General features: G+C 52.8%; 21 protein-coding genes and 1 tRNA gene. 20 read left to right on the plus strand and 2 right to left on the minus strand.

What is annotated here, in order from left to right; translation table 11 throughout:
* Window positions 1–1,492: 1,492 nt before the first annotated feature.
* From uvrA to HMPREF2981_RS00475, 4 genes are all read left to right on the plus strand, one after another.
* Window positions 1,493–4,165: an excinuclease ABC subunit UvrA gene (uvrA, locus tag HMPREF2981_RS00460; RefSeq protein WP_070659915.1), complete on the plus strand. Its 2,673-nt coding sequence runs from the start codon at window positions 1,493–1,495 to the stop codon at window positions 4,163–4,165.
* A 444-nt stretch (window positions 4,166–4,609) separates the two neighbouring features.
* Entirely contained in the window at window positions 4,610–5,116 is a 507-nt protein-coding gene (locus tag HMPREF2981_RS00465; protein ID WP_070659918.1) for an asparaginase domain-containing protein, read from the plus strand.
* A 163-nt stretch (window positions 5,117–5,279) separates the two neighbouring features.
* Window positions 5,280–5,846, plus strand: coding sequence for a peptidase (locus HMPREF2981_RS00470; protein ID WP_246825177.1), 567 nt, complete (start codon window positions 5,280–5,282; stop codon window positions 5,844–5,846).
* A 151-nt stretch (window positions 5,847–5,997) separates the two neighbouring features.
* Complete coding sequence (locus HMPREF2981_RS00475) at window positions 5,998–6,948, plus strand: hypothetical protein (RefSeq protein WP_070659921.1); 951 nt, start codon at window positions 5,998–6,000, stop codon at window positions 6,946–6,948.
* Window positions 6,949–7,362: 414 nt separating this feature from the next.
* Here the strand turns inward: HMPREF2981_RS00475 and tnpA are convergent, their stop codons facing one another.
* A complete protein-coding gene (gene tnpA / locus HMPREF2981_RS00480) occupies window positions 7,363–7,782 on the minus strand; it encodes an IS200/IS605 family transposase (protein ID WP_080972578.1) in 420 nt (139 codons plus the stop codon).
* Window positions 7,783–7,806: 24 nt separating this feature from the next.
* Here tnpA and HMPREF2981_RS00485 point away from each other — a divergent pair, with 24 nt between their 5' ends.
* From HMPREF2981_RS00485 to HMPREF2981_RS00535, 10 genes are all read left to right on the plus strand, one after another.
* Window positions 7,807–9,039: an RNA-guided endonuclease InsQ/TnpB family protein gene (locus tag HMPREF2981_RS00485; RefSeq protein ID WP_070659923.1), complete on the plus strand. Its 1,233-nt coding sequence runs from the start codon at window positions 7,807–7,809 to the stop codon at window positions 9,037–9,039.
* 579 nt (window positions 9,040–9,618) lie between these two features.
* On the plus strand, window positions 9,619–10,587 hold the full coding sequence (locus HMPREF2981_RS00495; RefSeq protein WP_246825178.1) for a skin secretory protein xP2 (protein APEG): 969 nt from the start codon (window positions 9,619–9,621) through the stop codon (window positions 10,585–10,587).
* Window positions 10,588–10,825: 238 nt separating this feature from the next.
* A complete protein-coding gene (locus HMPREF2981_RS00500) occupies window positions 10,826–11,329 on the plus strand; it encodes a hypothetical protein (protein WP_246825179.1) in 504 nt (167 codons plus the stop codon).
* 237 nt (window positions 11,330–11,566) lie between these two features.
* The gene (locus HMPREF2981_RS00505; protein ID WP_070659925.1) at window positions 11,567–12,394 is read left to right on the plus strand and encodes a hypothetical protein; all 828 of its coding nucleotides are present in this window, start codon (window positions 11,567–11,569) and stop codon (window positions 12,392–12,394) included.
* Window positions 12,395–12,558: 164 nt separating this feature from the next.
* A complete protein-coding gene (locus HMPREF2981_RS00510) occupies window positions 12,559–13,293 on the plus strand; it encodes a hypothetical protein (RefSeq protein ID WP_070659928.1) in 735 nt (244 codons plus the stop codon).
* A 114-nt stretch (window positions 13,294–13,407) separates the two neighbouring features.
* Window positions 13,408–14,253, plus strand: coding sequence for a hypothetical protein (locus tag HMPREF2981_RS00515; RefSeq protein ID WP_070659930.1), 846 nt, complete (start codon window positions 13,408–13,410; stop codon window positions 14,251–14,253).
* Between the two features lie 347 nt (window positions 14,254–14,600).
* The gene (locus HMPREF2981_RS00520; RefSeq protein WP_070659932.1) at window positions 14,601–15,134 is read left to right on the plus strand and encodes a mechanosensitive ion channel protein MscS; all 534 of its coding nucleotides are present in this window, start codon (window positions 14,601–14,603) and stop codon (window positions 15,132–15,134) included.
* Between the two features lie 307 nt (window positions 15,135–15,441).
* On the plus strand, window positions 15,442–16,329 hold the full coding sequence (locus HMPREF2981_RS00525; RefSeq protein WP_239668145.1) for a hypothetical protein: 888 nt from the start codon (window positions 15,442–15,444) through the stop codon (window positions 16,327–16,329).
* A 159-nt stretch (window positions 16,330–16,488) separates the two neighbouring features.
* The gene (locus tag HMPREF2981_RS00530; RefSeq protein WP_070659935.1) at window positions 16,489–17,253 is read left to right on the plus strand and encodes a hypothetical protein; all 765 of its coding nucleotides are present in this window, start codon (window positions 16,489–16,491) and stop codon (window positions 17,251–17,253) included.
* Between the two features lie 171 nt (window positions 17,254–17,424).
* Window positions 17,425–18,132: a cation:proton antiporter family protein gene (locus HMPREF2981_RS00535; RefSeq protein ID WP_070659938.1), complete on the plus strand. Its 708-nt coding sequence runs from the start codon at window positions 17,425–17,427 to the stop codon at window positions 18,130–18,132.
* A gap of 103 nt (window positions 18,133–18,235) precedes the next feature.
* On the opposite strand, the gene HMPREF2981_RS00540 is transcribed toward HMPREF2981_RS00535, so the two are convergent.
* A complete protein-coding gene (locus tag HMPREF2981_RS00540) occupies window positions 18,236–18,895 on the minus strand; it encodes a DedA family protein (RefSeq protein ID WP_048751718.1) in 660 nt (219 codons plus the stop codon).
* Between the two features lie 359 nt (window positions 18,896–19,254).
* On the opposite strand from HMPREF2981_RS00540, the gene HMPREF2981_RS00545 reads away from it, so the two are divergent.
* From HMPREF2981_RS00545 to HMPREF2981_RS00570, 6 genes are all read left to right on the plus strand, one after another.
* Complete coding sequence (locus HMPREF2981_RS00545) at window positions 19,255–21,387, plus strand: RecQ family ATP-dependent DNA helicase (RefSeq protein WP_070659941.1); 2,133 nt, start codon at window positions 19,255–19,257, stop codon at window positions 21,385–21,387.
* Between the two features lie 55 nt (window positions 21,388–21,442).
* Window positions 21,443–21,961: a tRNA adenosine(34) deaminase TadA gene (gene tadA, locus HMPREF2981_RS00550; RefSeq protein WP_070448756.1), complete on the plus strand. Its 519-nt coding sequence runs from the start codon at window positions 21,443–21,445 to the stop codon at window positions 21,959–21,961.
* Window positions 21,962–22,349: 388 nt separating this feature from the next.
* Window positions 22,350–23,276 carry an ABC transporter ATP-binding protein gene (locus HMPREF2981_RS00555; protein ID WP_070448758.1) on the plus strand — a complete coding sequence of 309 codons (927 nt, stop codon included), beginning with the start codon at window positions 22,350–22,352 and terminating at the stop codon, window positions 23,274–23,276.
* Window positions 23,277–23,278: 2 nt separating this feature from the next.
* Window positions 23,279–25,843, plus strand: coding sequence for a YhgE/Pip domain-containing protein (locus HMPREF2981_RS00560; protein ID WP_048778882.1), 2,565 nt, complete (start codon window positions 23,279–23,281; stop codon window positions 25,841–25,843).
* A 9-nt stretch (window positions 25,844–25,852) separates the two neighbouring features.
* Window positions 25,853–26,503 carry a TetR/AcrR family transcriptional regulator gene (locus tag HMPREF2981_RS00565; RefSeq protein WP_004005669.1) on the plus strand — a complete coding sequence of 217 codons (651 nt, stop codon included), beginning with the start codon at window positions 25,853–25,855 and terminating at the stop codon, window positions 26,501–26,503.
* Between the two features lie 226 nt (window positions 26,504–26,729).
* Window positions 26,730–26,816: transfer RNA gene (locus HMPREF2981_RS00570), tRNA-Ser, on the plus strand.
* Window positions 26,817–26,942: the final 126 nt, after the last annotated feature.

Here is a 26,942-nt window from a genome sequence, read left to right on the forward strand (position 1 = left end):
ATGCGCAGGGAAACAGTGAGGGGAAACCTGTTATCTATATTTATACTCGTTACCGTGCCGCCAATATGAACGACGATGCGGCATCGGCTCAGGATTCCTTCATGGATGTGACTCCGCAGAACCCGTTCTACCGCGAAATCGCATGGTTTAAGGTTCAGAAGGAGAGGAAATAATGTTTCATAAGGTTTACGAATTTTGAAGCATAAGTAATTTTGTTCCTTTCCATGTCATATCATATGGGTTCAATATGATATGAGCTTTGAGGCGGTTGCTCCTACGGTTTCCCTGGGGTGACTACCTTTTTTGTGTCTTGGAACCGCTTGCTGGTGTGATGTTGCAAGTTTTTTGTCGGGCGGTGCCGTGTTTTTACTTGCCACATGCGTAATACATTATTGAGCCCCTCGTTTCGTGGTGGGTGCCGTTGTTCGAGAATTTTTTGGGGTCAGAGAAGGGTTTTGGTGTTCTCCATTGCCGTTGTAGCACCCCACGAACACAGTACTCACAAGCACCCTAACCTGTGGGGTGTGGAGCGTAGACGGTTCAAGGGATGTATCAGTAGATACTCTACGGGTTGAGGTCGGGAAAGTTTTTTACTCTACTTGTTGCGTTTTTCCTGTTTATCCCCGACTCACTTATGAAAGTTATTCATGTCGTCGTGGTCTGGGTGTGCGTTGTTGTGTTCGAGAAAATTTTTTTGGTGTCGATGGTGGCGGGGAGGATTTAGAGACTCATGAAAGATTTTGAAGTTTTATGTGAGCATCCTGTTGTGTGCTGGTTCTTTTTTATGGTTGCTCCTACGGTTTTCTGGAAACTATTCCTTCCTATTGCCAATGTTGTGTGTGAGGTGGGTATGTCCTGGGTGAAGAGGTTCGTGGAGGCTTTTATGCGGACGGTTTTGCCTGGTCCGGAGAAGGTTGGGGTACGTCTTGGGGTATGGGTGCGTTCTGTGTTCCGGCGGTAGGTGGGTGACTCATTAGGACGCTCACGCGAAGGCTTTGTTTGACCCTCAGACGGGATTATTTCGGAATTGTTCGGCGATGCACCGGCCGGAGGAGACTTTTACGGGTGCGTGATGTGGCTCAGATCGAGTCTGAAGTGTGTGCTGATGCCAAACTTATTGAAGCCACTCAAACTAATACCCCGTATTGGTAAGACTTAAAAAATAGAGGGAATTAAGCGAAAGCTTAATCCCCTCTACCTATTCCTTTTTTCAAGAATTAATTACTGAGCGGCAGGAATGCTACCGTGCGGATCAATAATATACTTCACAGGAGAGCGAGTGTTTTATCAACCTCAAGGGACTTTTAGTTCCTCAGCAAACTTACCATAGTATAGAGGGGGTAGAACAAGATCTCCCCCCCCATGTGGAAGAGAATAAAAAATCGTTGTCTACGAATCGGCGGGATAGGCAGTAAAATGGCAAACGACAAAAGATCACAACGATTTTGAGGCTACCGGTGCCTCATACAGAAGCGATTGGTCAAATTCATCTATGAGCGATTTACCCGAATCCACCACAAATAAAGAAACTCACATCCAGCCAAATGTTCAGGTATTGGGCGCACGTCAAAATAACCTGCGCAATGTTGATCTTTCTGTGCCCCGTGATGCTCTCGTGGTCTTTACCGGCCTGTCAGGATCAGGTAAATCCTCCCTCGCGTTCGGAACCCTCTATGCAGAATCGCAGCGCCGTTATCTAGAGTCGGTGGCCCCCTATGCCCGCCGTCTTATCGATCAAGCGGGAGTGCCCGACGTCGATTCCATTACAGGGATGCCCCCCGCTGTAGCCCTGCAACAACAGCGAGGTGGGCAAAACTCCCGGTCGACCGTTGGTAGCATCACGACCATCTCAAGCCTGGTTCGTATGTTGTATTCACGCGCCGGCCAATATCCAGAACACCAGAGCATGCTCTATGCCGAGGATTTCTCTGCCAACACCCCGCAGGGGGCATGCCCTCAATGCTATGGAATTGGCAGAGTCTATGAAGTACCCGAAGATCACATGGTCCCCGATCCCACCAAAACCATCCGTGAACGAGCCATAGCTTCCTGGCCTACCGCCTGGCACGGTCATCAGCTTCGAGATGTATTGGTGGCACTTGGCTACGATGTGGATATCCCCTGGAAAGATCTTCCCAAAAAAGATCGCGACTGGATTCTTTATACGGACGAAACACCACATGTACCGGTCTACTCGCGTATGACACTTGCTGAGGCTCAAGCGGCTAAACAAGCACATGTTGAACCTTCTTATAGCGGCACCTACGTGGGTGCAAAACGCTATGTACTGGATACCTTTGCTAATACTAAAAGTGCCTCCATGAAACGCAAGGTAGCGCAGTTTCTCACATCAATCCCTTGCCCAGCCTGCCACGGTAAACGCATCAAACCAGAGGCTCTCTCAGTAACCTTTGCAGGGTTAGATATTGCTGACTTCTCCCAGCTCCCTCTCTATGAGCTAACCAATCTTCTTGAAAAAGCTGTCGAAGATGCTTCCCACACAATCACTATGAAGGCAGATGAGAAAGAAACGCTCGAGCAGAGCTTGGACCAAAAAAGGGGAGAAGAAGCTACAGAGTCAGGCAGTCACACAAGTGAGCTTGTTGCTGAGACAGAACCGGAAGCTCGTAAGAATCCCCCTCAGCCTGTTGAAAAACTTGCCGCTACCTCTCGGCTGGCCGCTGGCCTCATTGAGCGTCTTCGCCCCATTATCGACCTCGGCTTAGGCTATCTTTCTCTCGATCGAATGACTCCTACCCTTTCCGGTGGTGAACTGCAACGTTTGCGCTTAGCTACTCAGCTGACGTCTGAACTTTTTGGTGTGGTCTATGTATTAGATGAACCTTCTGCTGGCCTACATCCTCAAGACACCCGTGCGCTTCTTGACGTTCTTGACGGACTCAAAGCACGGGGAAATAGTCTGTTTGTGGTGGAACATTCTCTTGAAGTAATGCAACATGCTGACTGGATTGTGGATGTAGGGCCGGGAGCTGGAGAACATGGTGGTCGAGTCCTTTACAGCGGTGAAGTTGATGGTTTAGCCCACGTCCAGGAATCTCTTACACGCGGTTATCTCTTTGGAGGCAGTGGGCTCCCACCGCATACTCCCCGGAAACCCGAGCAGTGGATAAAACTTTCTGGAGTTAGCCGAAATAATCTCCATAACGTGGATGTACAAATCCCACTAGGGGTTCTCACTGCCGTCACAGGTGTTTCAGGTTCGGGGAAATCTAGCTTAGTCAGCCAGTGCCTACCTCAACTGATAGGTCATCGACTAGGTAAAACGGTGCAGGTAGATGAAACACCCGTAGAGGGAGATGAAATTTTAAGGGCCGAACAGGCCCCTGAAACGAGGGGAACTGTTGAAGGTGATTTCAGCGGTATACGCCGCGTGGTTGCCATCGATCAGAAACCTATTGGGCGAACACCTCGTTCCAATATTGCCACCTATACAGGGCTCTTTGACCATGTGCGCCGTCGTTTTGCCGATACCACAGAAGCCAAACGCCGGGGATACAAACCAGGCAGATTCTCCTTTAACGTAGCGGGCGGGCGCTGTCCCACCTGCGAAGGTGAGGGGTCGGTGATGGTAGAGCTACTCTTCTTACCCTCGGTGTACACAAAGTGCCCGGACTGCCAAGGTACCCGCTACCAGTCAAGCACCTTAGAAATACTCTGGCGTGGTAAGAATGTGTCCCAAATTTTAGAAATGAGTGTGGAGGAAGCTCTGGGGTTTTTCGACGGCGAAGTGGAGGTTACGCGTTCACTGGCTGCGTTGAGAGATGTCGGCTTGGGTTACCTGCGTTTGGGGCAGCCTGCGACTGAGTTATCTGGTGGTGAGGCACAGCGCGTCAAACTAGCTACGGAGTTGCAACGGGCACAACGCGGCGACACTCTGTATGTACTTGATGAACCCACTACCGGTCTGCACTGTTCAGATGCTGACCGTTTGATATCGCATCTTCAGACTTTGGTTGATGCTGGTAATACGGTAGTGATGGTCGAGTTGGATATGCGAATTATCGCAACGGCTGATTATGTGATTGATATGGGCCCTGGCGCGGGAGAGGGAGGCGGTCAGATCGTTGCCACGGGAACACCTGAGCAGGTGGCCACGGTGGAAGATAGTGCTTCAGCGCCGTTTTTGGCTACGGTTTTAAAATAATTAAACTAATATTCCTATGTTCTTTTTCTGGCTATGTAGTTGGTAAATGATGCTAGAAAGGATCTCTCGAAGTATTGATTTGGGTAACTGATATTCTCTAATGATTCTTGAGGCTGCCCTGAAGAATATACTGATAGAGACTGTTATCTTCTACGGGCAGAGCGGTAGGATACGTTTTCCTGTTGACGACCAGCTGATGACACTAGAAAACCCGCCGTTGATGGTATCCCGGAGATATCTAGGCAATGCTTCTGTATGCTTTATCTGATAATAAAAGCAGATGCATTCCCCGGCATTAAAATTTAGACGGATAGTGGGTGAAGCGTAGCTGTCTAATTCTTGCCACAGAACGTAAAGAAAATCGCTCCAATGCCCTAGAATATATGCGGTACCGGGGCAAAGATATACCCCGGCGATGTTTCAGCCCCTAAGGAGCCCGCGCCCATGAGCACCATCAAAAACCCGGACGTTATCACTATCCTGGCAACCGGCGGAACTATCGATAAGTTCTACTCGGTGGCGGGTACCCTCGATATTGGCAAGCCTGCCGCGCACGGTGTGCTGTCGAGAGTGCTCACCGACATTCGCTTTGATATTCGTGCGCTCATCGGCAAAGACAGCCTGGATATGACCGACGAAGACCGCGCCGAACTCGTTGCCGCCCTCGACGCGGTCGAACACGACCAGGTTCTCATCACCCACGGGACCGACACGATGAGCGAATCCGCCCGATACATCGCCGAGCATGCCAAGCTGGGGTCAAAGGTTGTGGTGCTGACCGGTGCCATGCAGCCGGCGGTCATGGCGCATTCGGATGCGGGGTTCAACCTGGGGGCTGCGATTTCCGCGCTTAACCTGCTGGAACCGGGCGTTTACATCAGTATGAGCGGCCGAATTTTCCCGGCGCACACCGTGCGTAAGGATCGTGCCCGCGGGATTTTTGAGGGATAAACTACTGAAATTTTTGCTGCGTTCTGCAGGCTCTTGGTGACGCTTCAGTAAACAGTGCGTAAATCTAGCGTTATCTCAGTTTCATCTCGTACCGTAGTATTGAGTGCTTTCTCGATGGCGCCTCCGGCAGTGTTTCACAACGCCAGCGGCAGACAGGGTACCTATGAGTGAACAATATAACCCGGGTTTTTGGGATCAGGCTTGTTCCACGCCGCCACCCGTGCGGCGCCTGTACCTTGTCCGCATGCTTTTCCTCGTGGTGCCTGCACTGACGCTGGTGTATTTTTTCGAGGCTATCGGGCTTGACCCTATCGGCTCGGTTCCCCTCATGTACCTGTCTCTGCATGGCTGGTTTGCGGTCGCGTATGCGCGCAATAAATCTATGGGGCTCGTCATGGTGGGAAACCTGCTCAGCGCCTTGGCGGCATCCGTTATCACCGGATTTTTCGCCTATATTTTGGTTTTTATTCACGGGCCAAGAACACTATGGAAACTTTTGGGAGGCTCGTACCCCATTCTGACCATTTGGATTATGGCGTCCTTCGTGATCGAGATTTTATGCTCCCTCATATTCGTCTTCCTGATCTTCCGCAGGTTCCCCTCCCGTGCCGAACGTGAAGCTCAAGAGACTCGCGAACTGTCAGAAGATGAAGACCAGGCAGTCAACGACCATACGCTGACTAAGACCGAAGCACAGAGTACACACCGCTCAGACTCAGATACGCCATAATGCTTTCCTGAGCTCATCCATTCCCCAACGTACCGTGATTGCAGCCGTTACTCCCTGCAAGCGTGGTAGTGTATGACATAACCCAACGTTGGTGTAGCGAGGCACCCGCGCGCCGGGCTACACAAAAATTACCGGTAACGAGGATGTATATATGAGCACAGACCCCATGAAAAACGATGATTCTTCCCGTCAGCCTGAGGAACCTAGAACTGCGCCGCAGGAATCTTCGGCAACGTCGCATGTAGACGAGCATTCGGGGTACAGCACCGCACATAAGACCGACGGAACCGGTGGCGCATCACAGCACGAATATAGCGGGCGCACCGCGAAGTCGGATCCCTTACCCGAGGATAAACAAAGCCCCAACAACTCTGGCAACGCCCAGAATCAGCAGACCCCTCCGTCTGCGCCAGGGTATGTCGGGTTACAACCGGGCTATCCTGCGCCGAGCCCATCGACGCCTCCAAACCCCTATGCGAATCCGCATACTGTGCCCGGATATTCGGGATATGCAGTTCCGAGCCCAACCGCATACCCGTACACTGCATATCCGGCAAACCCGCACGATGAGATTGTCCGCAAACGTTCGCTGATGTACCTGCTGCGCCTGTGTATTGTGGGCGCTCTTATTGCGATCGGTATTGTTGCGACGACTTTCGCCCTTATCGGTGCGATCATCGAACTTAGCGACTGCGGAACCGGCAGCTACTCATGGAGTGAATACTCGCAGCGAGTATGCCGTGAGGATAACACCTCAGCAATCACGGGGGCGTCGATTTTCCTTGTCATTTTTATCGCGTATCCGATATGTCATATTTTTGGGCTGCTTGCCGTCAGGAAAAATCAGCACCACGTGAGGGTGCTTGTCATTAACATTATTGGCATTGTGCTTTCGTCTTTGGGGATTGTGCTTGCTGGTTTAATGCTCTTGGGCGGTATAGCCATGATAACGGCGTTTGGATCCTCGGGATTACTCGCCATTTTTATCATATTCCTCGTGGCTGGGGCAGTACCCGTGGCAGAGCTTATTTTCTCGATTATTTTCGTTCGGCATGCCTCGTGGATGAACCATAAGGACTACTTCACGAAACCCGGTGTATAACCACTGTGGGGTGCCACACCGTGCCCCATATCGAGTGCTCTTGGCGTGAAAGGTAAAATGTGGCTCACGAGCCGGTAGAAAACGTATCTGGCAATAATTCTGATATACAGTCGACGGGTCGGGGTGCGGAACACCATGTGGCGCATCCAGCCTTGTCGGCGGGTTATCCAATGCAGGGTCAGCCTGGTGTGCCTGCTTATGCAGCACCCCAGAACCCCTATGCTGCCGGAGCCGCAGTGTACGGTGTGCCGGGTACCTTCGGGTACTTTGGTGCATTATCGGCGGGTCCTGATAACTCCGAAATCAGAAAATATGCATCGATATATCTGGTGCGTCTAGGTATTGTAGGTGCCTGTATGCGATGGGTATTATCTAGTTTTCTGAGAAGACTCCACCCTTTAGGGTGGAGATGAATCAGCTACCAGGGCGAGCCTGGGACTTCACATACTCAGCAATAACACTCAATGGGGCACCCCCAGCAGACCCCGCATAATACGAGCGTGACCACAAATGGCCACCCCATAAAAACGGGGTAATCTCAGCTTCAAAATCACGCCGAAGTACACGAGAGGAAACCCCCTTGAGGGAGTTCACGAGTTTAGAAACAGTCACGGTGGCTGGGTAGCGTACTAGCAAGTGAACGTGATCTGTTTCCCCGTTGAACTCATCTAGGGTTGCCCCGAAACTTTCACAGACTTCTCGCATGGTTCTTTCGCAGGTGGTGAGCATGGTGTTAGTGAAGACATTGCGCCGGTATTTAGTGACGAACACCAAGTGAACATGTAAATCCCAAATCGCATGTCTACCACGTCTTATATCAGTGGTATTATCCATGACACCAAGTATATAATAGGTGTTATGAGTCTCAAGCGTTATCGTTACCGCGCCTACCCCAAGAAAGGGCAAAAACAGCCGATTGCTGCCCTGTTTGGGTGTGTACGCGTGGTCTATAACGACGCTCTAGCCTACTCAGAGGAACAGTATAAAGACACAGAGAAGAAGCCCTCTAGTAAAGAGCTTTCTGCCCGACTCACTCACCTGAAACAGACCCCTGAAAAAGCGTGGCTGAAAGACGTTTCCGCTGTACCCTTACAGCAGTCCTTACGGGATCTGGATAAGGCGTACACTAACTTTTTCACCTCCGTGACAGGTAAGCGTAAAGGGGTTAGGATTGGTGCCCCACGGTTTAGGAAACGCTCATCCCGGCAAGCTGCTAGGTTTACATCCCAAGCATTCAAGGTTAGACAAACCACTCACGGGGTAGGTTTTGTGAAACTGCCTAAGATTGGTGAAGTCCGCTTCAACCTCTCACGTAACCTACCCTCACCCCCAACCTCTGTAACCCTGATCCAAGAAGCGGATGGTAGGTATTATGTGTCTTTCGTTGTCGAAAGCACCCCCGCCCCAGCCCCGAAGCCTACCGCCTACGCGGTAGGCGTGGATATGGGCTTGAAAGACCTAGCTATCGCGGTGAACAGTAACGGGGGAAGCACCGTCTTTGCTAACACTAGACCTCTGAAACAAGCCGAGAAGAAACTAGCTCGATTACAGAAACAACTCTCGAAAAAGAAAAAGGGTAGTAACCGTTATGTCAAACAACGACTCAGGGTAGCTAAAGCCCACACGAAAGTCCGAAACGTGCGAACCCATTACCTACACCATGTAGCGAACCAGATTGTTAACGAAAACCAAGTTATCACCCTGGAAACCCTCTCAATCACGGGTCTAGCTAGAACCCGGTTGGGTAAGAGTGTGTTGGACGCTAGTTGGGGACACCTCAACCGGTTGATTGAAGAGAAGGCTGCCGAACACGGTAGAACCCTTATCCGCGTGGATAGGTTCGCACCTACTACCCAGATCTGCTCGATTTGCGGTACACCTAATGGTAGAAAGCCGTTGAATATCCGTGAATGGGCCTGTACTGGGTGCCAGTCCCATGTGGATAGGGATTTGAATGCGGCGGTTAATATCCTACTCGCGGCAGGGCTTGCCGAGAGTTTAAACGAATACTGCGGAGATGATGTAAGACGTTTGTTAGCAAATGCTGTTGTTGTTGATGCTGTTCACCCACCGAAAGTCACCACAGCCTAGTTTGGTTGTAGTGACTGGTAGGAATCTACCCCGTTCACGGGGTAGAGGAAGTCAATTCAGGTATTAATGACACGTTTGATTCGTGCAAAGGGGCATTGGATCAGGATAAATGCCTTTCACGTGAACGTATAGTCATTGTGCCCGGGTATATTTTAGTAACGCTTATCGCGGCCTTTCTAATCTGCAATATTTTTGGCTGGTTAGCCGTTAAAAATAACCGTCACTATCTGCGGGTGCGCGTTATTAACATTATTGGGATTGTGCTTTCGGCCTTGGGAACTATGGGAGGAGTCTCGGTTTTACTCACAATAGTAGAAAGTATGGTGACTTGGGGGGCATAACGGGGGTAGAGGGGCATTAGTCGCCCTCCTGGCGACGGTTGCACCTGCGGTTGATTTAGCTTTCTCGATTATATTTGTAGTGCATGCATCGCGCATGAAACGAGGGGTATATTCCCCGAAGAATACCTACCAACCGTGATAGGGTATGCGTAGATAAAAAACTCACTCGGCTTCGGAAATTTATATACCTGAAAAGCCGTCTATATCTTTAGAGTATATGGGGGAGGAGGAAACTGCTGTGGATCACGAATCTCGCGTGCATGATGCCGATGCGGTTCCCCCTGCCCACATGAACGCCGAAGATGCTTCGCCTCGGGGCGAAGCCTCGCAGGTCGGTCAGGATGCGGCGCCCACCCGCTACACGGCACCGATTCGCCACGCGGTTCCGGCAGCACCGCCCGCATACGCCCTTGAGCATGCACGACAGAATTCTGGGGAGCCGGAACCAGCCCCACAGCCACCGCAGCCCAAGAAACAGGGCGCGGTTCGTCAGGCGCTTCGGGCAGCTACGAAACCGAAAACTGCCGAGCCTCAGGCACCTCAGGATGCGCCTGCCCCACGTTTTATTCCCGCACCCGCATCAGCGCCGCCTGCGTCTAGTTCTTCGGATGTATCCGCTACATCAGAACCTGCCCCATCACAAACCTCACAAGAGGTTGAGCAGGATGTATCGCCGCGACGGAATAGTATTCCACATCAGGCATATACGCCGAAGAACCTGAGCCGCGCATTCTCTCAAATGCAGGTAGGCCTTGAAACAATAAATGCACGACGACGTTCCCTGAATATCATCATCGGTATCCGGTTAGCAGTGCTCGCTCTCTTGGGGATTTTTGAAGGCGCTATTATTGCACGCTACACCACCAATATGGGGTGGGGGTTCTGGCTGATTATCACAATCTACACCGTTGTTCAGGTATGGCCGTTAGCGCGTCCGCCCAAAGACGCTTCGGACGCTTCCGTATATTCCGTATGGGGAATATTTTCGCTGATCTGCTTTATCGGTGTTGGACTGGTACTTTCACCCATCACATTCCTACTTCTCGTCTTGAACTGGGATGGTATTTCACTGGGTCTTGACCCCATGATTGTGCTCTGCGCGCTGGGTGCTTTATGGCTTCTTGAAATCGCATTGCTGAGTGTAACCCTGTATAAGTTCAATACTCTGCGTGCGATACTTGCTCGCCCAACATTGAGTATTCGCTAGGGCGTATATACGGGACTCACCGTGTGGTTGCGCGACATGATATGACATGCACAGCGGCGTTGTTTCTGTCTCTTGCTGGCAAACCTTGCTAATCTAACACTAGAAACCAGTACGAGAGGGGAAAACCCGGGTGGAAAACCAGCCAGAGCATCCGCATGACGATCGGGCCACGGTATTAGTGTCGAAGATATCGGGCAAGCCTATAAGGCCCCTTCAAGTGTCTCTGGCAGCCCTCATCATGACGATATTTATAGGGATGTGGGCGTACATTCTGATCTCGTATATCGTCTGGGTTGTTACGGTGCCGCTGCAGGGCGTGTCGCTCTGGGAATCAGAAACTTTTCTGACGCTCAAAGACCAGCTTCCCCTCGTATTTTTCATGATGGCAACCTTCGTGCTGATGGCGCTTCATGTGGTGGTGTTATTTGCGTATTTACGCGGGCATAGGTGGGCTGCGTATGTGCTGACTGCCTCCTTGCTGTTGGGAATGCTCTGCACCTTTATTGTGCTCTTGCTGGTGGGCGTTATCATGGCCGGTCTTAATGGAGCCCCTATGGAGGAAGTAGAGTTCCTCTTAGATTCCAACTCGTCGCCGCTTTATGTGCCTCTTTATGTGGGCATGCCGTATCTTGTGATGAGCGTTATTGCTCTTGGACTGATCTGGAGCCGTGCCGCCCGCGAATACATGCATGCGCGAAGTTTATGGCGTGCCGAGCAGCGTGAGGATTCCCTGATGTTCTAAACCACCCCACAGTATATTCTTTATCTGGAATATATGCAGGTGAGAGAGTATTTTGAGGGTGCTGTGCCAGATGTTTTCTGCTCTGGTGCGGTACCTTTTGTATATCGCAGAAAACCTGCTGAGAAATATTCCACATATGGAATACGGGTGTAAATACTGCAAACAGCCCTTGAGGTCGGCTACTCTCAGAAATAAGTTCACAGTTCTATTGAGCTAAAACCTCAAGGAGAATCGCCGATGACCAACCACCCAAACCCTGCTTCAGGAGATCCCTCACCCCAGCAACCTTCAAACCCTTATGTGCAGCATTTACAGCAGCATATGGCGGTGGGGCAGGGGCAGAATCCTACAGTTCCTCTTCAGGCTGCCCCTCAGGGCATATATGACAATAACGCGGTTAAGATTGAAAAACCTGCACGAACATTCGTACTGACACTGGTTCTTGTGGGTGCTTTGGCATGTATCGCGTTACGGATCATAGAGTATCTGGTCAGTGCATCGTTAATGAACGAGGCGGCACGCTGGGTAAGCTCCCAACAGTATGCAGAGAATATTGATCGCGAGGCCATTGCGGTTCCCGCATTTTTACTCTCGGGCGCCCAGGCAGCCTTTCTGCTGGTATCTGTTTTTGTGTCTTCGTGTCTTTATCTGCTCTTCGGCTGTTTCGCATATGTGGGGCGGAATTGGGCGCGTATTATGCTAACAATTCTTGCCGTTATCGGGATTATTATGAGCGCCTTCAAATGTTGGGCTTTTAATACCGCACAGACAGGTATTGAGGGGATCTCTCAAAATCCACAGGTACAGGGGTATATGGGGGTGCTCGTGATTCTATATGCTGCCCTCTGCGCGGTTAACCTGCTTACGATAATTCTGATGTGGCTTCGTCCGGCTAATCGTTATGTACGCAAACTCAAGGCATATCGGCTGGCGCGTTTAATGGAACAGACTCAATATCAGCAGGTATATGCATATCATGTTGTTCAGCCAGGCTACTATGCGGGGCAGCAGCCAGGAGGTTACAACCCCAACGCCGGGCAGCAGTATCCCGAACAGCGGTCGTAGACGGGCAGACCGCGATCAGCAGTTAGGGCGGTTGCAGAGTTTAAGCCGCCAAGGTTCGGTTCATAAGAGAACCACAATGCTGGTGTTCAAGGAACTTTTAGTATGCTCAAGAGAGTATTTACGTAACACTATAAATTTCATAAAACCCGTGTAAGGATTGCACCATGACATATTCTGCCGCGCCCATGCCGGAAGGCACGCCCTCGTATCAGCCTCATATGGCAGCATCGAATCCAGGAGGTCTCGCTGCCGCCTTTAAGGAGCCTAAAAGACCTGCTTTTGTTTTTGTCTTCGCAATTTTTACCGCTACCGTGTGCCCAATCCTGCGTTTTGTGGAGTATGTCCTAACGTCTTCATATTTGAGTGAGGCTCTTAAGTGGCATCAATCGCGCACATACGTACCTGCGTATGGTGATATGTCTCTTGAGCAGATGAAATCTGGAATGTTTGCACAGGCGCAGCTAAACTCAACGCTCACATTCCATTTTCTTTCCGTGCTGACATCTGCTCTGCTTTATATTCTTTTTGGGCTCGTCGTGAATAGTGGGAAAAACTGGGGCCGTATTCTGCTGACTATTCTAGCCTCCCTTGGCGTGTTGATGAGCGGTATGAGCGCTTTGGGGCAGGCTTATACGATGTCCAATCCAGAGGCGCCAGCTTTTGCGAATGCGCAGGGGTATTTAGGGGCTCTGGTGGCCGTATATATGCTACTTTTCCTGGCGAATATATGCCTGGTTGTTCTTGTGTGGATGCCGCCCGTGAACGTGTATATGCGGAACACTAAAGCCTACTGGAAAGCTAAAAAGGCGCTTGAGGTGGGTAGTAAGAGCTACGCCAACCGGTTTGAGGCTCAGACGGAATCAGCTTCGGAAGAGCAGACTAAAGGTACAAACTCATAACCTGGTCGTCATTAAATAAGCCCGAATGCTAGGCAGTGTGAGCGCTTTCCGCTATTCTCGAAAAGAAGCCCAAAGCGGTGCTTCACCCCGTTATAACCGTAAGGACTATTGTCGATGAATGAATACCCCAGGCCAACCGACCCAGACCCCCAGCCGCAGCAAGGTCCGCAGACATCGGGCGCATACCCAAACCAGCCGCAGAATCAGTATGGGCAGAACCAACCCGTAAACTTACAGATCTCACAGCCTTATATGCAGAATCCGGCGCATCAGGCGGCGCCGTCACCTTCCACGCCGCCGGAATCAGCCGCAAAACCGAAAATGTCGATTCTGTTGCTGTCTGTCCTCATCCTGGCGATATTGATGCCCATCTTGCGCGTCATCGAATACGGCATTATGACCTCTATGGTGAGTAGCATGATGGAATCGATCCGTCAGTCTTTTGGGGAGGATATTTACCAACATGTCATGGCTAACCCAGAATATTATGAGCTTAAGACTGTAAAGAATGTCGTGATAGTTCGTTTGATCATCGGTATTTTCTTCAGCATCATCTACATTCTTTTCGGAATTTTTATTTTCCTGGGATACAACTGGGCGCGTATTGTTTTGACGGTTTTCACGGCGTTAAACACACTCTTATCTGGGCTTCTGATGGTAAGTGCCATTGTGGATTACGGCGTATCCGGTGAGTATATGGACTTTATAGATCTTCATGGCTACGCTGCCTGGCTCCTCATCATCTATATCGCCATTTTGGTGGTGGGTCTGCTGCCCCTGATTCTGATGTGGCTGCCGCCCGCGAATAGGTATGTTCGCCAGCGTACTTCGGTGCGGCGGGCGCGGAACCAGGCAAATAACCCCTACGGAATGTCACAGTCCTATGCATATCCGGCACCCGCGCCGCATCCGGGGCAGGCGCCGGGGAATCAGCCTTCCTCTGGAGAGCAGCAGCTTTAGCTTCCTGATGATATGAGAGTTTTACTTCGTAAGGGTGCTGCGGCATATATTTAACATATATGCCGCAGCACCCTTTTTATAACTGATCTCGTTGCGCGTAAATAATTTCTTGTATGTCCATAAAGCCTTTATTTCTGGGTATATGACCGATAAATAATGAAACTATAAGCGCCTTAAATCGCCGCTTTTCAATATTAAAACACAGTCCAAAAACCTAGAGATATTGTCATATTGCTTGATGAACCTGTAACGTGTGCTTTAAGGGTTGTGGAGGTTCTTCGTAACACTCAGCTAAGACCTTAGATACTTTCGTACAATGCCGCAGCCCTCTAGGAGGAATACCGCCGATGAGCTATGACAGTGCTGTACGCTCTGAATACTCCATAACAACACTAACCTCTGGGTATGTGGGTGAAGAGAATATAGTGAATTATTCGCCCATACCAAGAGCCACTTTAGAGCGCCCCTATGTACCCCGTGCGGTGAAGATATCCGCATGCGCCAGCGTGATGATTGCTATTCTTCGCACCATATACCTGACGGCATCATGGCATTTTGAAAATTTTGCTCTGGGGAATGCTCTGACTATTGCCAACGTTTTCTTGCACGTTATTCTAGGAATTTTTATTCTTCGGGGGTATGCGCTGGCGCGTGCTCTGCTGGTTTCACTCGCGCTGCTGACCTTGGGAACATCCCTACTGACTCTGAGCTGGCTGCGCCCCGCCGTTCCCGATATTCCGGGGTCATATTTGTCGGTTGTGGTGCTGAGCATGGCGGCACTGACGCACCTGGTGCTGTTAGGATTTTTGATGTTCCCCGCCAGCGTTACCCTGTATATGCGTGAGAGCAACGCCTACCGTCAGGCATGCGCGCACTGTTAGCCATAGGTTCTGGGAGCCTATTTACAAGATAAATCCGGGCTATGTTCCTGAGCCAATGGCGGCGCGTCAGCTTTTCTGAATTCGGGAGCGATGGTTTGCGGTTGATGAAGGGTGTGTTTCCCGAATAAAATTCGAGATCGGTCGTGTCCAAAAATTTGTCGTATATGACGAAATATCATGTTGAGCTCGGCGTGATTAAAAAATATTTCACGACATCGGTCAATAATGTATGACCTGAAACTAAGGCTCCGCTATGCTCGTAATACAGCCGTTTAACACGGTAACCGAGAACAAAGGAGTACCACCGATGAGCGAGCAGCATAGACCTGACCCGGCTCTGCCTCAAAACCCTCAGCCTTCCGGAAACCAAGGCTACCCCCAACAACCCGCACCCGCCGGTCAGCCCATGTATGGGAACGCCCCCGCTCCCGCCGCTGAACTTCCTGAGAAGCCCGCCTACCGAGGAACCGTTGTCGCCGTTCTCATCGTGGGTATTATTGCGGCTCTTTTGCGGATTATCGATATTATTATGGGGCTTTACCTACATCCGCAGGCAAAAAATTTCGCCCAGGAATATAACATCAGCGAAAGTGAACTTGGAATTACTGATTCTAGTCCCCGAGGAATTATCCTTGGCATCGTAATCGCCCTTCTTTTCTTTACCCTAGCAAGAAATATGAAGAAAGGCGGTCTAGGATCTGCTATCGGTCTTACTGCTGTAGCCGGTATCTTTACAGTGATCTATGCTAATGGAATGCCAGAGGCTCTGGATACCGTTAATAGCTTTGACGAAATTATAAGCGATCCCCTCTTCCCAGAGAAGTACAAAGGATTCTTCTCCGCTATAAAGTTTGGGGTTTATCTCGAACTAGCTTCTATCGTGATCCAGGTTCTTCTGATTATCCTGATCTGGCTGCCAACCACTCTTAAATACATGAAGAAGGCTCGGGAATATTACGGCGCGGTAGCTGCACAACAGCAGGAAAATCAGCCCGTCGATGCCAGCGCCCTCGCCGTGCCCGCATCCGAGGGACAGGCACCCGCTGCACAGCATAACGCCCAGCAGGCTCAGCAGCAGGGGTATGGATATGATCCGCAAGCTCCTCAGAATCCGCAGGCTCAGCAGAATAATGTGCCGCAAAACCCGCAAAATCCCCAAGACCATCAGGGTAATAGCGGGTACAATCTGAATTAGAGATTGAAAATTTCATAGGTTTGATGCACTTCGTGCATGCCTAACAATGTTCGTCGTGCACCTCAGGCGGGGGCACGACGAACATTCTTTAAGGAACTCTCAACGATCGAGGTGAGAATTCCGCAGCCCAACCACAGAAAACATTGTTGAGGAGGAACCATGAGTCAAGATCCTTATGGTCAACAACCCCCATACCAGCCGCCGCATCCCAACGCGCCCATGCACCCGGCGATTCAATACGCACCCGTGCCAACGCAGAAACCTGAGCCCACTACCGTCGTCAAGATCGGCACCTACCTGATTTACGCTGTGGCGCTGTATATGATCATGCGAGCCATCGTTGGCTTGGATGATTTCGGGTTCCAGACATACCACACGGAGAACGGCAAGACGACCGAAGTAAACTCTTCGACGGGACTCGGCTATGTCATCAGTGCAATTTTTGCTGCGTTTACCATTCTCCTCGGATTCTTCTACTCTAAGGGTCACGGGTGGGCGCGCATTACCGCCCTTGTCCTGGGGATTATCGGTACCATTCGCGATCTGCTCTACTTCTTGCTCACCCTTCTCGCACAGTCGCTGGTACAGTCCGTTACATCTCAGATGGATGGGGCGCAGCAGGTATCTATCAGCCCTGCTGTATACATAGTTCTTATATTGGGCATTATTTTGCAGATTGCGGTAGTGGTTTTCATGCTTCGTGGTGATGCCGCTCGGTACACGAGCGATAGCCGCCTCTGGCGCAACTACCGGCAGGATCAGGGCCCGCAGCCCGTTCAACAGCCCACAGAATCCCAGCCTCAGCAAGGATTCGGTCAGGCTGCACAAAACCCACAGGCACAGAACCCGCAATTACGGCCAAACCCCGCACCGCAGAATCCCAATGACCGGTACGACAATGGTGATGGGTACCGTTTGAACTAACCTACAGACACCCGGATGCGCCCTCAACAGCGCGGAAACGTTCGCCGTACACTACCATTGAAGTACGGCGAGCGTTTTGCGTTTTTGCACCATATAAAAGTGTTGCTGGCATGCATACGACCGCCATAGATATAGCACCGGTACACACGATAAGAGTCACCAGGACACATCATGAGCCAAAATCCCTATTATCAAGATCCGCAGTATCAGCCCTCATACGCCCAACAGCCTCAAGGACCTTATGGCCAGCCATACCAGCCAGGGGCTTATGCGTCTGTTCCAGAGAAAAAGCCCGAACCCAGCACGGTGGTAAAAACAGGTATTTACCTGATCTTTGGGTATGCGCTTTATGCCCTGGTATCAAGTATTTACAACTCGGTAACCCTTCGAGACAGGATGAATGCCCTGCTCGAACAGCAGAAGAACCAGTACTCTCCGTATGGGAACTACAGTAGCGTCAACTTTTCAGACTCGTTGATAACAACGAGTATTGTTGTTGGCATTCTGATAGCCGTCATCATAGTCGCTCTTACGGTCGTTATCGGTTATTTTTACGCCAAAGGGCACACTTGGGCGCGTATTACAGCTTTGGTCTTAAGTAGTATTGGTACTGCATTCGGTGTGATTACCCTGATCATGATCCTCATGGGTGCCGGCACAGGGTCGGTAAGTTATTCCCCGTATTCTACGATGAACGACCCTGTGTCAATTGGTATGACAATCTTCTCCACGGTTCTGCAGGGCGCCATTATCGTGTTCATGGTGCTGCGTGATGCTACGCAGTATACCGCTCAGAGCCGCATCTGGCGTATGTACCAGCAGAATCAGAGTGGCGTAAATCCCTACCAGCAGCAGGGGAACCAACCCTATAACCATTAGGGTATATGCTTCGATAAGAATATAAGCATATAGCAGGGGGCAGCGATACAGACTGTATTCGCCGCCCCCTTATGCATACGCAGAAGTTTGAGATTTCGATGCTCTACTCGGCTGCTTCGTTCTTGGCTTTGGAACGACCGCGCAGGTATTCAAAAGTCACGGGCAGAACCGAAACCAACACAATAATGACCGCAAGCATCTCAATATTATTGTGGATGAACTCGACACCACCCAACAGCACGCCTGCCATACCAATAGAACCAATCCACAGGACGGCACCCAGGATGTTCCAGAGGTTGAACCTGCGGCGTGGATACGAAGAAATACCCGCCGCCAGCGAAACGAAGGTACGAACGATCGGTACGAAGCGACCTACAACAAGCGCGAAACCGCCTCGTTTAGCAAAAAATTCTTCCGCAGCGTGCAGGTTCTTGGTGCTCAGGATTTTTGCATCGTCTTTGAAAAGATTACGGCCATAGCGGGCACCCAGCTGATACCCGACCTCGCCGCCAGCTACCGCTGCAATGATAAGAACCGGGAACGCTAACCAGAGCGACAGCCCCATGCGGTCGTGGAGCATACCCAGAGCGAAGATCAAAGAGTCGCCCGGAAGCACCGGAAACAGCACGCCCGATTCGATAAAAACGATGATGGCCGAAACCACCAGAACCCACGGACCGGTGCTGATCAGCACATCTTCAAGCTTGAAACCGAGGAGCCCCAGCGGAAGATGAGCAAGAAGTACGGGGATAAAAAAAGCCATAGAAAAATCCTGAAGTAGTCGAACACAAGGCACGCGCGGTGCTTGCACACAATCCTATGCGGTCTGCCTGAGAGACCACTAAGGCAAAAATATGTGGAAGCTATGAAGTGTCTCGCAATATTCTACCGGGATTCTTTGTGAGAAACGATTAAGAGTGTGAACCTGCCTCATGAGCTTGGCTAACTGATGGAATCATGGCGTCTATGCCCGATGAAGAATATAAAGGATAGTGAAGTCAGTACCCATATATTCCGTGACCGTTATAGTATTCCCAAACCTGTATGCACGAGGTAACCGTACAGCATGTGCGGAACCTTGAAATCTGCCATGATGGGAGAAACCCCTCACAAAGGAACCCCATGCCAACACTCCATGAAAACGCCCAAGCCCTGCTCAGAAAGCTCACCGCAAACCCGAATGCGAGCTTTCACCCCGGGCAGTTCGAGGCTATCGAGGCGCTTGTCACCGACCGCCGCCGCACCCTCGTGGTACAGCGTACAGGCTGGGGAAAATCTGCCGTGTATTTTATTTCGGCGCTTCTGATGCGCGCCCAAGGTTCCGGGGTTGCCCTTATTATCTCCCCGCTGCTTTCGCTCATGCGCGACCAGGTGCAGGCAGCCGAACGTGCCGGGGTTCGTGCCGCTATGGTGAACTCCGCTAACGTGACCGAATGGGAGGCAATACGCGCCCGCCTTGATGCAAACGAGCTGGACGTTCTCCTCATTGGACCCGAACGACTCAATAACCCCGCATTTCGTGAAGAGTGGATGCCTTATCTTCAGCCGCAGCTCGGCCTTCTGGTGGTCGATGAAGCGCACTGTATATCCGATTGGGGGCACGATTTTCGCCCCGATTACCGGCGCATCGGGGCGCTTATTCGTGAGCTCGATACGAACGTTCCCGTACTCGCGACGACCGCAACCGCGAACGAACGTGTAAGCCGCGATATTGCCGAACAGCTTGCCGCAGGCGCCAGCCCCGAGGATGTTGTGGTGCTGCGCGGTTCGCTCACCCGCGATTCGCTAAGGCTGGGCGTGCTGCAGCTGCCCGACGAAGCGCAGCGTCTAGGCTGGCTGGTTGAACACCTTGATACGCTGCCGGGGTCGGGGATTATCTATACCCTGACGGTATCCGCCGCTGAAGACACCGCACGACTGCTGCAAACCGCCGGGCACAAGGTTCTTGCGTACACCGGAAAAACCGATCCCGATGAACGCCGCGAAGCCGAAGAAGCCCTCAAAGCCAACCGGGTTAAGGCTCTTGTTGCCACGAGTGCCCTCGGTATGGGATTCGATAAACCCGATCTGGGGTTTGTGGTGCATCTTGGGGCGCCTTCTTCGGCGGTGAGCTACTACCAGCAAGTAGGCCGTGCCGGTCGCGGCACCGACCATGCGGATGTACTTCTGCTGCCGGGGCGTGAAGACCGCGCGATCTGGGAGTATTTTGCGACCGCATCTATGCCCGACGAACAGAACGCTTACGCCGTGTGTGATGCTCTGGCGGATGAGCCTGATGGGCTGTCTATACCCGCGCTGGAGGCGCGTGTACAGTTACGCCGAAGTACCTTAGAGCTTCTGCTCAAAGTACTCGATGTTGAGGATGCGGTGCGCAAGATCGGCTCACGCTGGTACTCCACAGGTGCTCCCTGGAGCTACGATGCACCGCGGTACCGTGCCGTGGCGCAGGCGCGCGTTCGGGAGCAAGAGGCCATGCTCGCCTACGAGAGTACCGAAGGGTGCCGCATGGTCTTTCTGGCACGCGAGCTGGACGATACCACGGCGGCTCCGTGCGGAAAATGCGATAGGTGCGCGGGCCCCTGGTATCCCGAACAGGTCTCTGAGCGCGCCGTGCAGCAGGCTCAAGGAACCCTCAACGCGGTTGGCGTAGAAATAGCCCCGCGCGGCATGTGGCCTACCGGGCTGCAGGAACTTACGGGAGAGAACGCGCCGAAGGGTAAGATTCCGGTGTCAGAGCGGGCCGAACCGGGTTACGCGCTGGCACGCCTCAGCGATGTGGGGTGGGGCAGCCGTGTGCGTGAACTTTTGGCGACCGACGAATCCGGGGAACCTCTTGATATGCCCGTTCCTCAATCTCTTGGGCAGGCCTGCGTGCGGGTTCTTGCGGCATGGGACTGGGGCGAGGTCGGCCGCCCCGAAACCGTACTCACGGTACCGTCTCCGGTGCGTCCCACGTTAGCGCGCTCGTTAGGGGAGGGGCTGGCCCATATCGGCAAACTCGTGTATTTGGGCGAGGCTGAGCTGGCCGCCGAACCGCGCTTCTTCGGCGGCAACAGTGTTTTCCGATGTGCCGATGTCATGCGTTCCTACCAGATTCCGCCTGAGGTGATCGAGAGGCTGCGTGAGCATCCGGGACCTGTGCTTTTAGTGAGCGATATTGTGGATTCTCGCTGGAGCATCACCGTGTTAGCGCAGCGGCTGCGGGCGGGCGGAGCATCCGCCGTATACCCCTTCGCGCTGGGTGTGACACACTGAGAATATGTATCTCTCATGAGGAATATATAGCTTTTGACAAGGACATATAGACGATATGGAATACAACAATAGTGGTGCTCACGCCGGTGACGGTGAAGCCCTCAGTACCATTGCGACATTGGCTGAGCATGAACGCTGGATGCGCCTGGCTCTCGACGAAGGAAAGCGCGCAGCATGCGCCGGTGAGATACCTATCGGCGCGGTGGTGGTAAATGCCGAAGGCGAAATTATCGGCTCGGGGCACAATAGTCGCGAACACGATCATGACCCCACCGGGCACGCTGAGATCCACGCGATTCGCCAGGCGGCACAGCATCTTAAGACCTGGCGTTTGGAAGAGTGCACGCTCGTAGTGACCGTTGAACCATGCCTCATGTGTGCCGGGGCGATTCTGATGGCGCGCATACCCACGGTGGTTATGGGTGCTTGGGAGGAAAAAACGGGTGCGGTGGGGAGTCAATATGATGTGCTCCGTGACCGTCGTTTAGGGCTTGATGTGCAGGTTTACGCCGGGGTGCTGCGCGAGGAATGTGCCGGGCTGATGCGCACATTTTTTGAAGCACGCCGCCCGTAGCAGGGGATCTAAACTGCTGGGTATTTTGTCTAAATTCTTTGTCTTCCCTCATAAAAGTCTCGTGATGTGATCAAACGGTTTCCAACGTTTTATTCACATCACGAGCCTTTTGTTCGGAGAAGACTAAGGAGGACGATAGGGGGGGCGATAGAGGGAGAGGAAGCGAAAGGGACCGGCACCGCTCACCCCCTTATTTGAACGAAAATCGCTTTTTATTTGAAAAATAATCCATAAATTTCAAAAATAATATCGGAAATCGTCAAAAAATGGTCATGTGCACTGTTTCTGCGGATCTACGATAGATGAGGTAATTCAGGGTCCTGCGTGCCACTTAACGCGGGGACGCGCCAAGAATCCTGACACGTATTCATTTAAAGGTTCAGCACACATGTTAACCGCAGACGATATTTGGGCTCGGGGCCGCCATAAGGCGCTCTTCGGCCGTACCAGCTTCACGGTGGAACGCGGCGAGGTCATCCTGATACAGGCCGACAGTCAGATTGAACGCACTTCCCTGAGCTTAGCCCTTACCGGGCGGCTGAAGCTCAGCGGCGGAACTCTCAGCTGGGATCACCGAAGCCCCGTCAGCTTGCGCCACCTGCGCAGTATCTCTGACATTATTGATTCCCCAGAAGTTACCGCCCCCGAAGTACATATGCGCGTGCATGATTACGTCTCCGAAATGCTCTCGTACTCTCTGCCGTTCTTCGGTCGACCCCGAGCAAGCCACTGGCTGGAGCAGAATGATTTAGGCGAGCTCGATAGGCTCTGGACCGAACAGCTTACAGGTGAGCAGAACATCCGTCTGATGAGCGCGTTAGCGGCGCATACCCGCTCCGATCTTCTGGTATTTGATACTCCGTCACGGCATCTGGACCACACCCGCATGTGGCTGCCGTATCTGCAGGAACTCGCCGAAAACGAAGACGATCCGTGTGCCGTGATCGCCGTAGTTCCGCATATTTCCGAAAGCTGGGACGGCAAAACTGCCGTGGTTGGTGACGCCCACGAAGACCTTGAAGAAAACCCGCAGGATGCGCCCGAGAGCATCCGCCTCACCGTTGCGCGGGAGGAAACCGACTCGTCCCTGGATGACCTGCTCGGCGGCGACCACCACGACGACGATCATAGCGACCCGAACGATCGCGAGACGCTACAGAGCGAGGATCCGGGCGAGAAGGTACAGACCGTCCGGTCACCGCAGGAAGACTCGGCGGTGAACGCATCCGAAGTATCCGAGTCTCTCCTCGAAGACCACGAAGAACAGCTCGAAGAATTATCAAACCCGAAGAATCCAGCAGAGAAGGAACAGTAACTGTGAGTGTAGTTCGTGTTGCGCTCGTCGAACTTAAGCGTCTAACCTCCGGAGTGCTTCCGGTATTGGTGCTTTTTGCTATGTCGTGTATCCCGCTGCTGTACGGTTCACTGTACCTGTACGGCAACTGGGATGCCTACGGGAATGTGAACGGTATTGTGGGCGCACTCGTGGTGGAAGACGAGGGCGCGAAAGATGCCTCCGGTAACGATCTGAACACCGGTGCGGATGTCAAAAAGAGCCTGCTGGATGCGGGAACCTTCGACTGGAAGAGCGTAGAGACCCGTGATAAGGCCGTCCAAGGCGTCAGCGACGGGACCTATGATTTTGCGCTCGTGATTCCGAAAGACTTCTCGGCCAGGCTCGTGAGTACCGGCTCGTTCAAACCTGATGAGAAAGGCAACACCGGTCCCATTAACCCGCAGGCCGCCGGGCTGGAAATCATCACGAACGACGCCAATAACTATGTGCTCACCAACATCGTGACGAAGGCGGGAACAGCCGTGCGGGATTCCGTGGCCTCCAAGGTGGGGGATAAGACGGCGAACACTCTGCTGGCAAGCTTCACGACCATTCACGGAAAAATGAATGAGGCAGCCGACGGCGCCGACAAAATCAACGCGAACACCGTCAAACTTTCCGATGCGATGACCCAACTCGCTGACGGAACCGGAACCCTCAACGATGGTGCCGTCAAGCTCGCGGATGGGTCTGAGCAGCTGGTGGATGGTTCCAGCAGGCTCATCGAAGGGCAAAATAAGCTCGCCGACGGTTCGTCCCAGTTGGCTGACGGCGCAGGCACCCTCAACCAGGGTGCCGGAAAAGTCAATGACGGTGCCGTCAAGCTCGCTGACGGATCATCAACCCTGGCCAACGGTGCCTCTGACGCGCATAACGGCGCTTCCCAGCTGGCGGATGGCTCCGCAGCCCTCGCAAACGGCACCGGCAGCCTTAAGAAAGGCGCGAACGACCTCGCCCAAGGTGCCCAGCAGGTCGCCGACGGAACGCATTCGCTCAAGAATGCACTGGATCAGGACGGGGTGCGTCAACTTCCCGGAACGCTCACCGCCATGTGCCAAAACCTGAACTCAATCGACACCTCCGCCCCAAGCGGGGATTTTGGCACAGATCTGTCAAATACGGTGGTGTCTAAGGTTGCCGAAGATACCCGGCAGAAACTAGCGCCTCTCGTCGAATCCGGCTCCATCAGCCAGGAAACCGCCGACGCGATCGTCGCCAACATCAATTCCGAACAGACGAAATCGGCTGTAGCATCCGCGAACGATCAGGCACTCAAAAACCATCTGGCGCAGCACGGACAAGCCGGTTCAGATGTGTTGGCGAAGCTGCAAACCCTCAAAAATGACAACTGTGTGGCCACCGGGGAATCCGCTGCAGCGCAAAAACTCAGTACCCTGATTGATGGGGTGGATAAGCTCGACTCCGGCGCCACGGCGGTAGCGCAGGGTGCCGGAACACTGCGCGACGGCATCACCAAACTCGATTCCGGGGCAACCACCCTAGCAGACGGTTCAGCTAAACTCGCTGACGGCACCGGGAAAGTTGCCGATGGTGCCTCCACCCTCAATAACGGAGCAGCCCAACTGGCCGAGGGCACCGGCGAACTCAAAAACGGTACCGGAAACCTGCACAACGGCGCACAGCAGCTTGCCGATGGCGAAAAAGAAGCCGTAGACGGCCAAAATAAACTGCACGACGGCGCAACCACACTGCAGGACGGGTCGTCCCAGCTTGCCGATGGCACCGGAAAACTCAACAGCAGCACCGGCCAAATCGCCGACGGCACGGGACAGCTCAAAGACGGAACCGGGCAGCTCTCCACCGGACTGCAAAACGGCACCCGCCAAATCCCCAACCTGAACGAAGAACAGCAAAAAGACGTAGCCTCCGTCATGTCCTCACCCGTGGACCTCGAACACAGTTCCCTAGCCAACGGACGTAATTACGGCGAGGGTATGGGACCGTTCTTCATGTGCCTAGCCCTGTGGATCGGCGGCCTGATGCTCGTGCAAACCCTGCGCCCGCTCAACAACCGTGCACTGGCCTCAAAGGCACCGACAGCGCGCATCATCCTAGGAAGCTGGCTGCCGTTCGGACTGATCGGTATCGCCCAGGCAGTACTCATGTTCGCGGCAGTGAAATTCGGGCTCGGATTCCAGTTGGCGCATCCGTGGCTTGCCTTCTTCTTCCTCTGCTTTGTCGCAACGATCTTCACCCTGTTCATTCACGGCGTGGTGGTGTTCTTCGGCTCGCCCGGCAAGCTCATAGCCCTAATTATCATGATCCTGCAGCTCATCACGGCGGGCGGCACCATGCCCTACGAAACTCTGCCGCACGCCATGAGATGGATGCACGACTTCTTCCCCATGGGCTACGCCGTCACCGGTATGCGCAGGCTCAGCTACGGCATCAACGAATCCAGCCTGATGCCGATCATGATGTACCTGCTGCTGTGGGGTGCCGTCGGTCTGGTGCTGGGGTACCTGGGAACCCGCCGTGACCGCATCTGGTCCCTGAAAAAACTAATCCCCGAAATCACGGTGTAGGGCCTTAGCATGGAGAGAACAGCAACCGCCACGAAGGGAACCATCCCCATGCCCGATACGCCGAACCCCGCACGCCGACCGGGCCGCACCGGCAAAACCCAACGCAAACTCTTCACCGCCACGATGGAGATCATGGAGCATCGGGGAAGTGCCCACGTGAGCATTGAAGAGGTCGCCCAGCGCGCCGGGGTCTCCAAAGGCACCGTGTACTACAACTTCGGGTCGAAGAAAACCATGATCGACCGGCTTCTGCAATACGGCACGCACCTGCTCGTGGAGAGCATGAGCGAAGCTTCCGTCGCTCAGAGCGACCCGCGCGAAGGGCTGCGCAAAAGCATCTCCACGGCGCTCACCTATCTGCACGAACACCGAGGATTCACCAGGCTCTGGGTGAGCGAAGTGTGGAAGGGGCTGGACGCCTGGACCGACTCAATGGTGGACAACCGCCAAGAAATCCTGGATTTCATAGAGTCGCAGGTACGCGCCCTGCGCAGCCGCTACACGATCGATACCGCCCAGGATACACGTGCGTTGGCGCTTTCTATTTTTGGTGCTACTTTTATGCTGGCGATGGACCGGGAGATACACGGGGTGCAGCGTAGCATCGAGGACTCCACCCGTGCGGTCATGCTGGTATTTGACGGCTATATTCGGCACTGACGGATGCGGCTTTCAGGCGATATTGGGGTGCACAGCCGCTATGGGTTCGCTCTTGACTGAAGGCTAACCCCCTGGGTGAGGAACTAAGATCCTCAGGCAGAATAAGCGGTATGATGCGCTTGTCGCTAAGGATTTGAGGGGCGTCCCCAACACCTTGGATGGAACCGAGCGAGGGGGTGGAGTTTTTTGCCCCCTTGTGGCGGATGCGGTAGAATCATATCCTATTGGTGGTGTGTCCGAGCGGCCGAAGGTGCATCACTCGAAATGATGTTTGGTGTAACAGCCAACGAGGGTTCAAATCCCTCCACCACCGCATAGCTAAACCCGTCGGGTCTTAGAACTCTAAGACCTGGCGGGTTTTCTGTTGTGCACCTTGTGTCTAGAAAGCTATAGGCTTAGGTGAGGACGAAGTTTTTAGCCCACGTGAAATCTCCCGAGG

Origin of the sequence: Rothia sp. HMSC069C01 (genome assembly GCF_001814655.1) — a bacterium.
GTDB lineage: Bacteria > Actinomycetota > Actinomycetes > Actinomycetales > Micrococcaceae > Rothia > Rothia dentocariosa.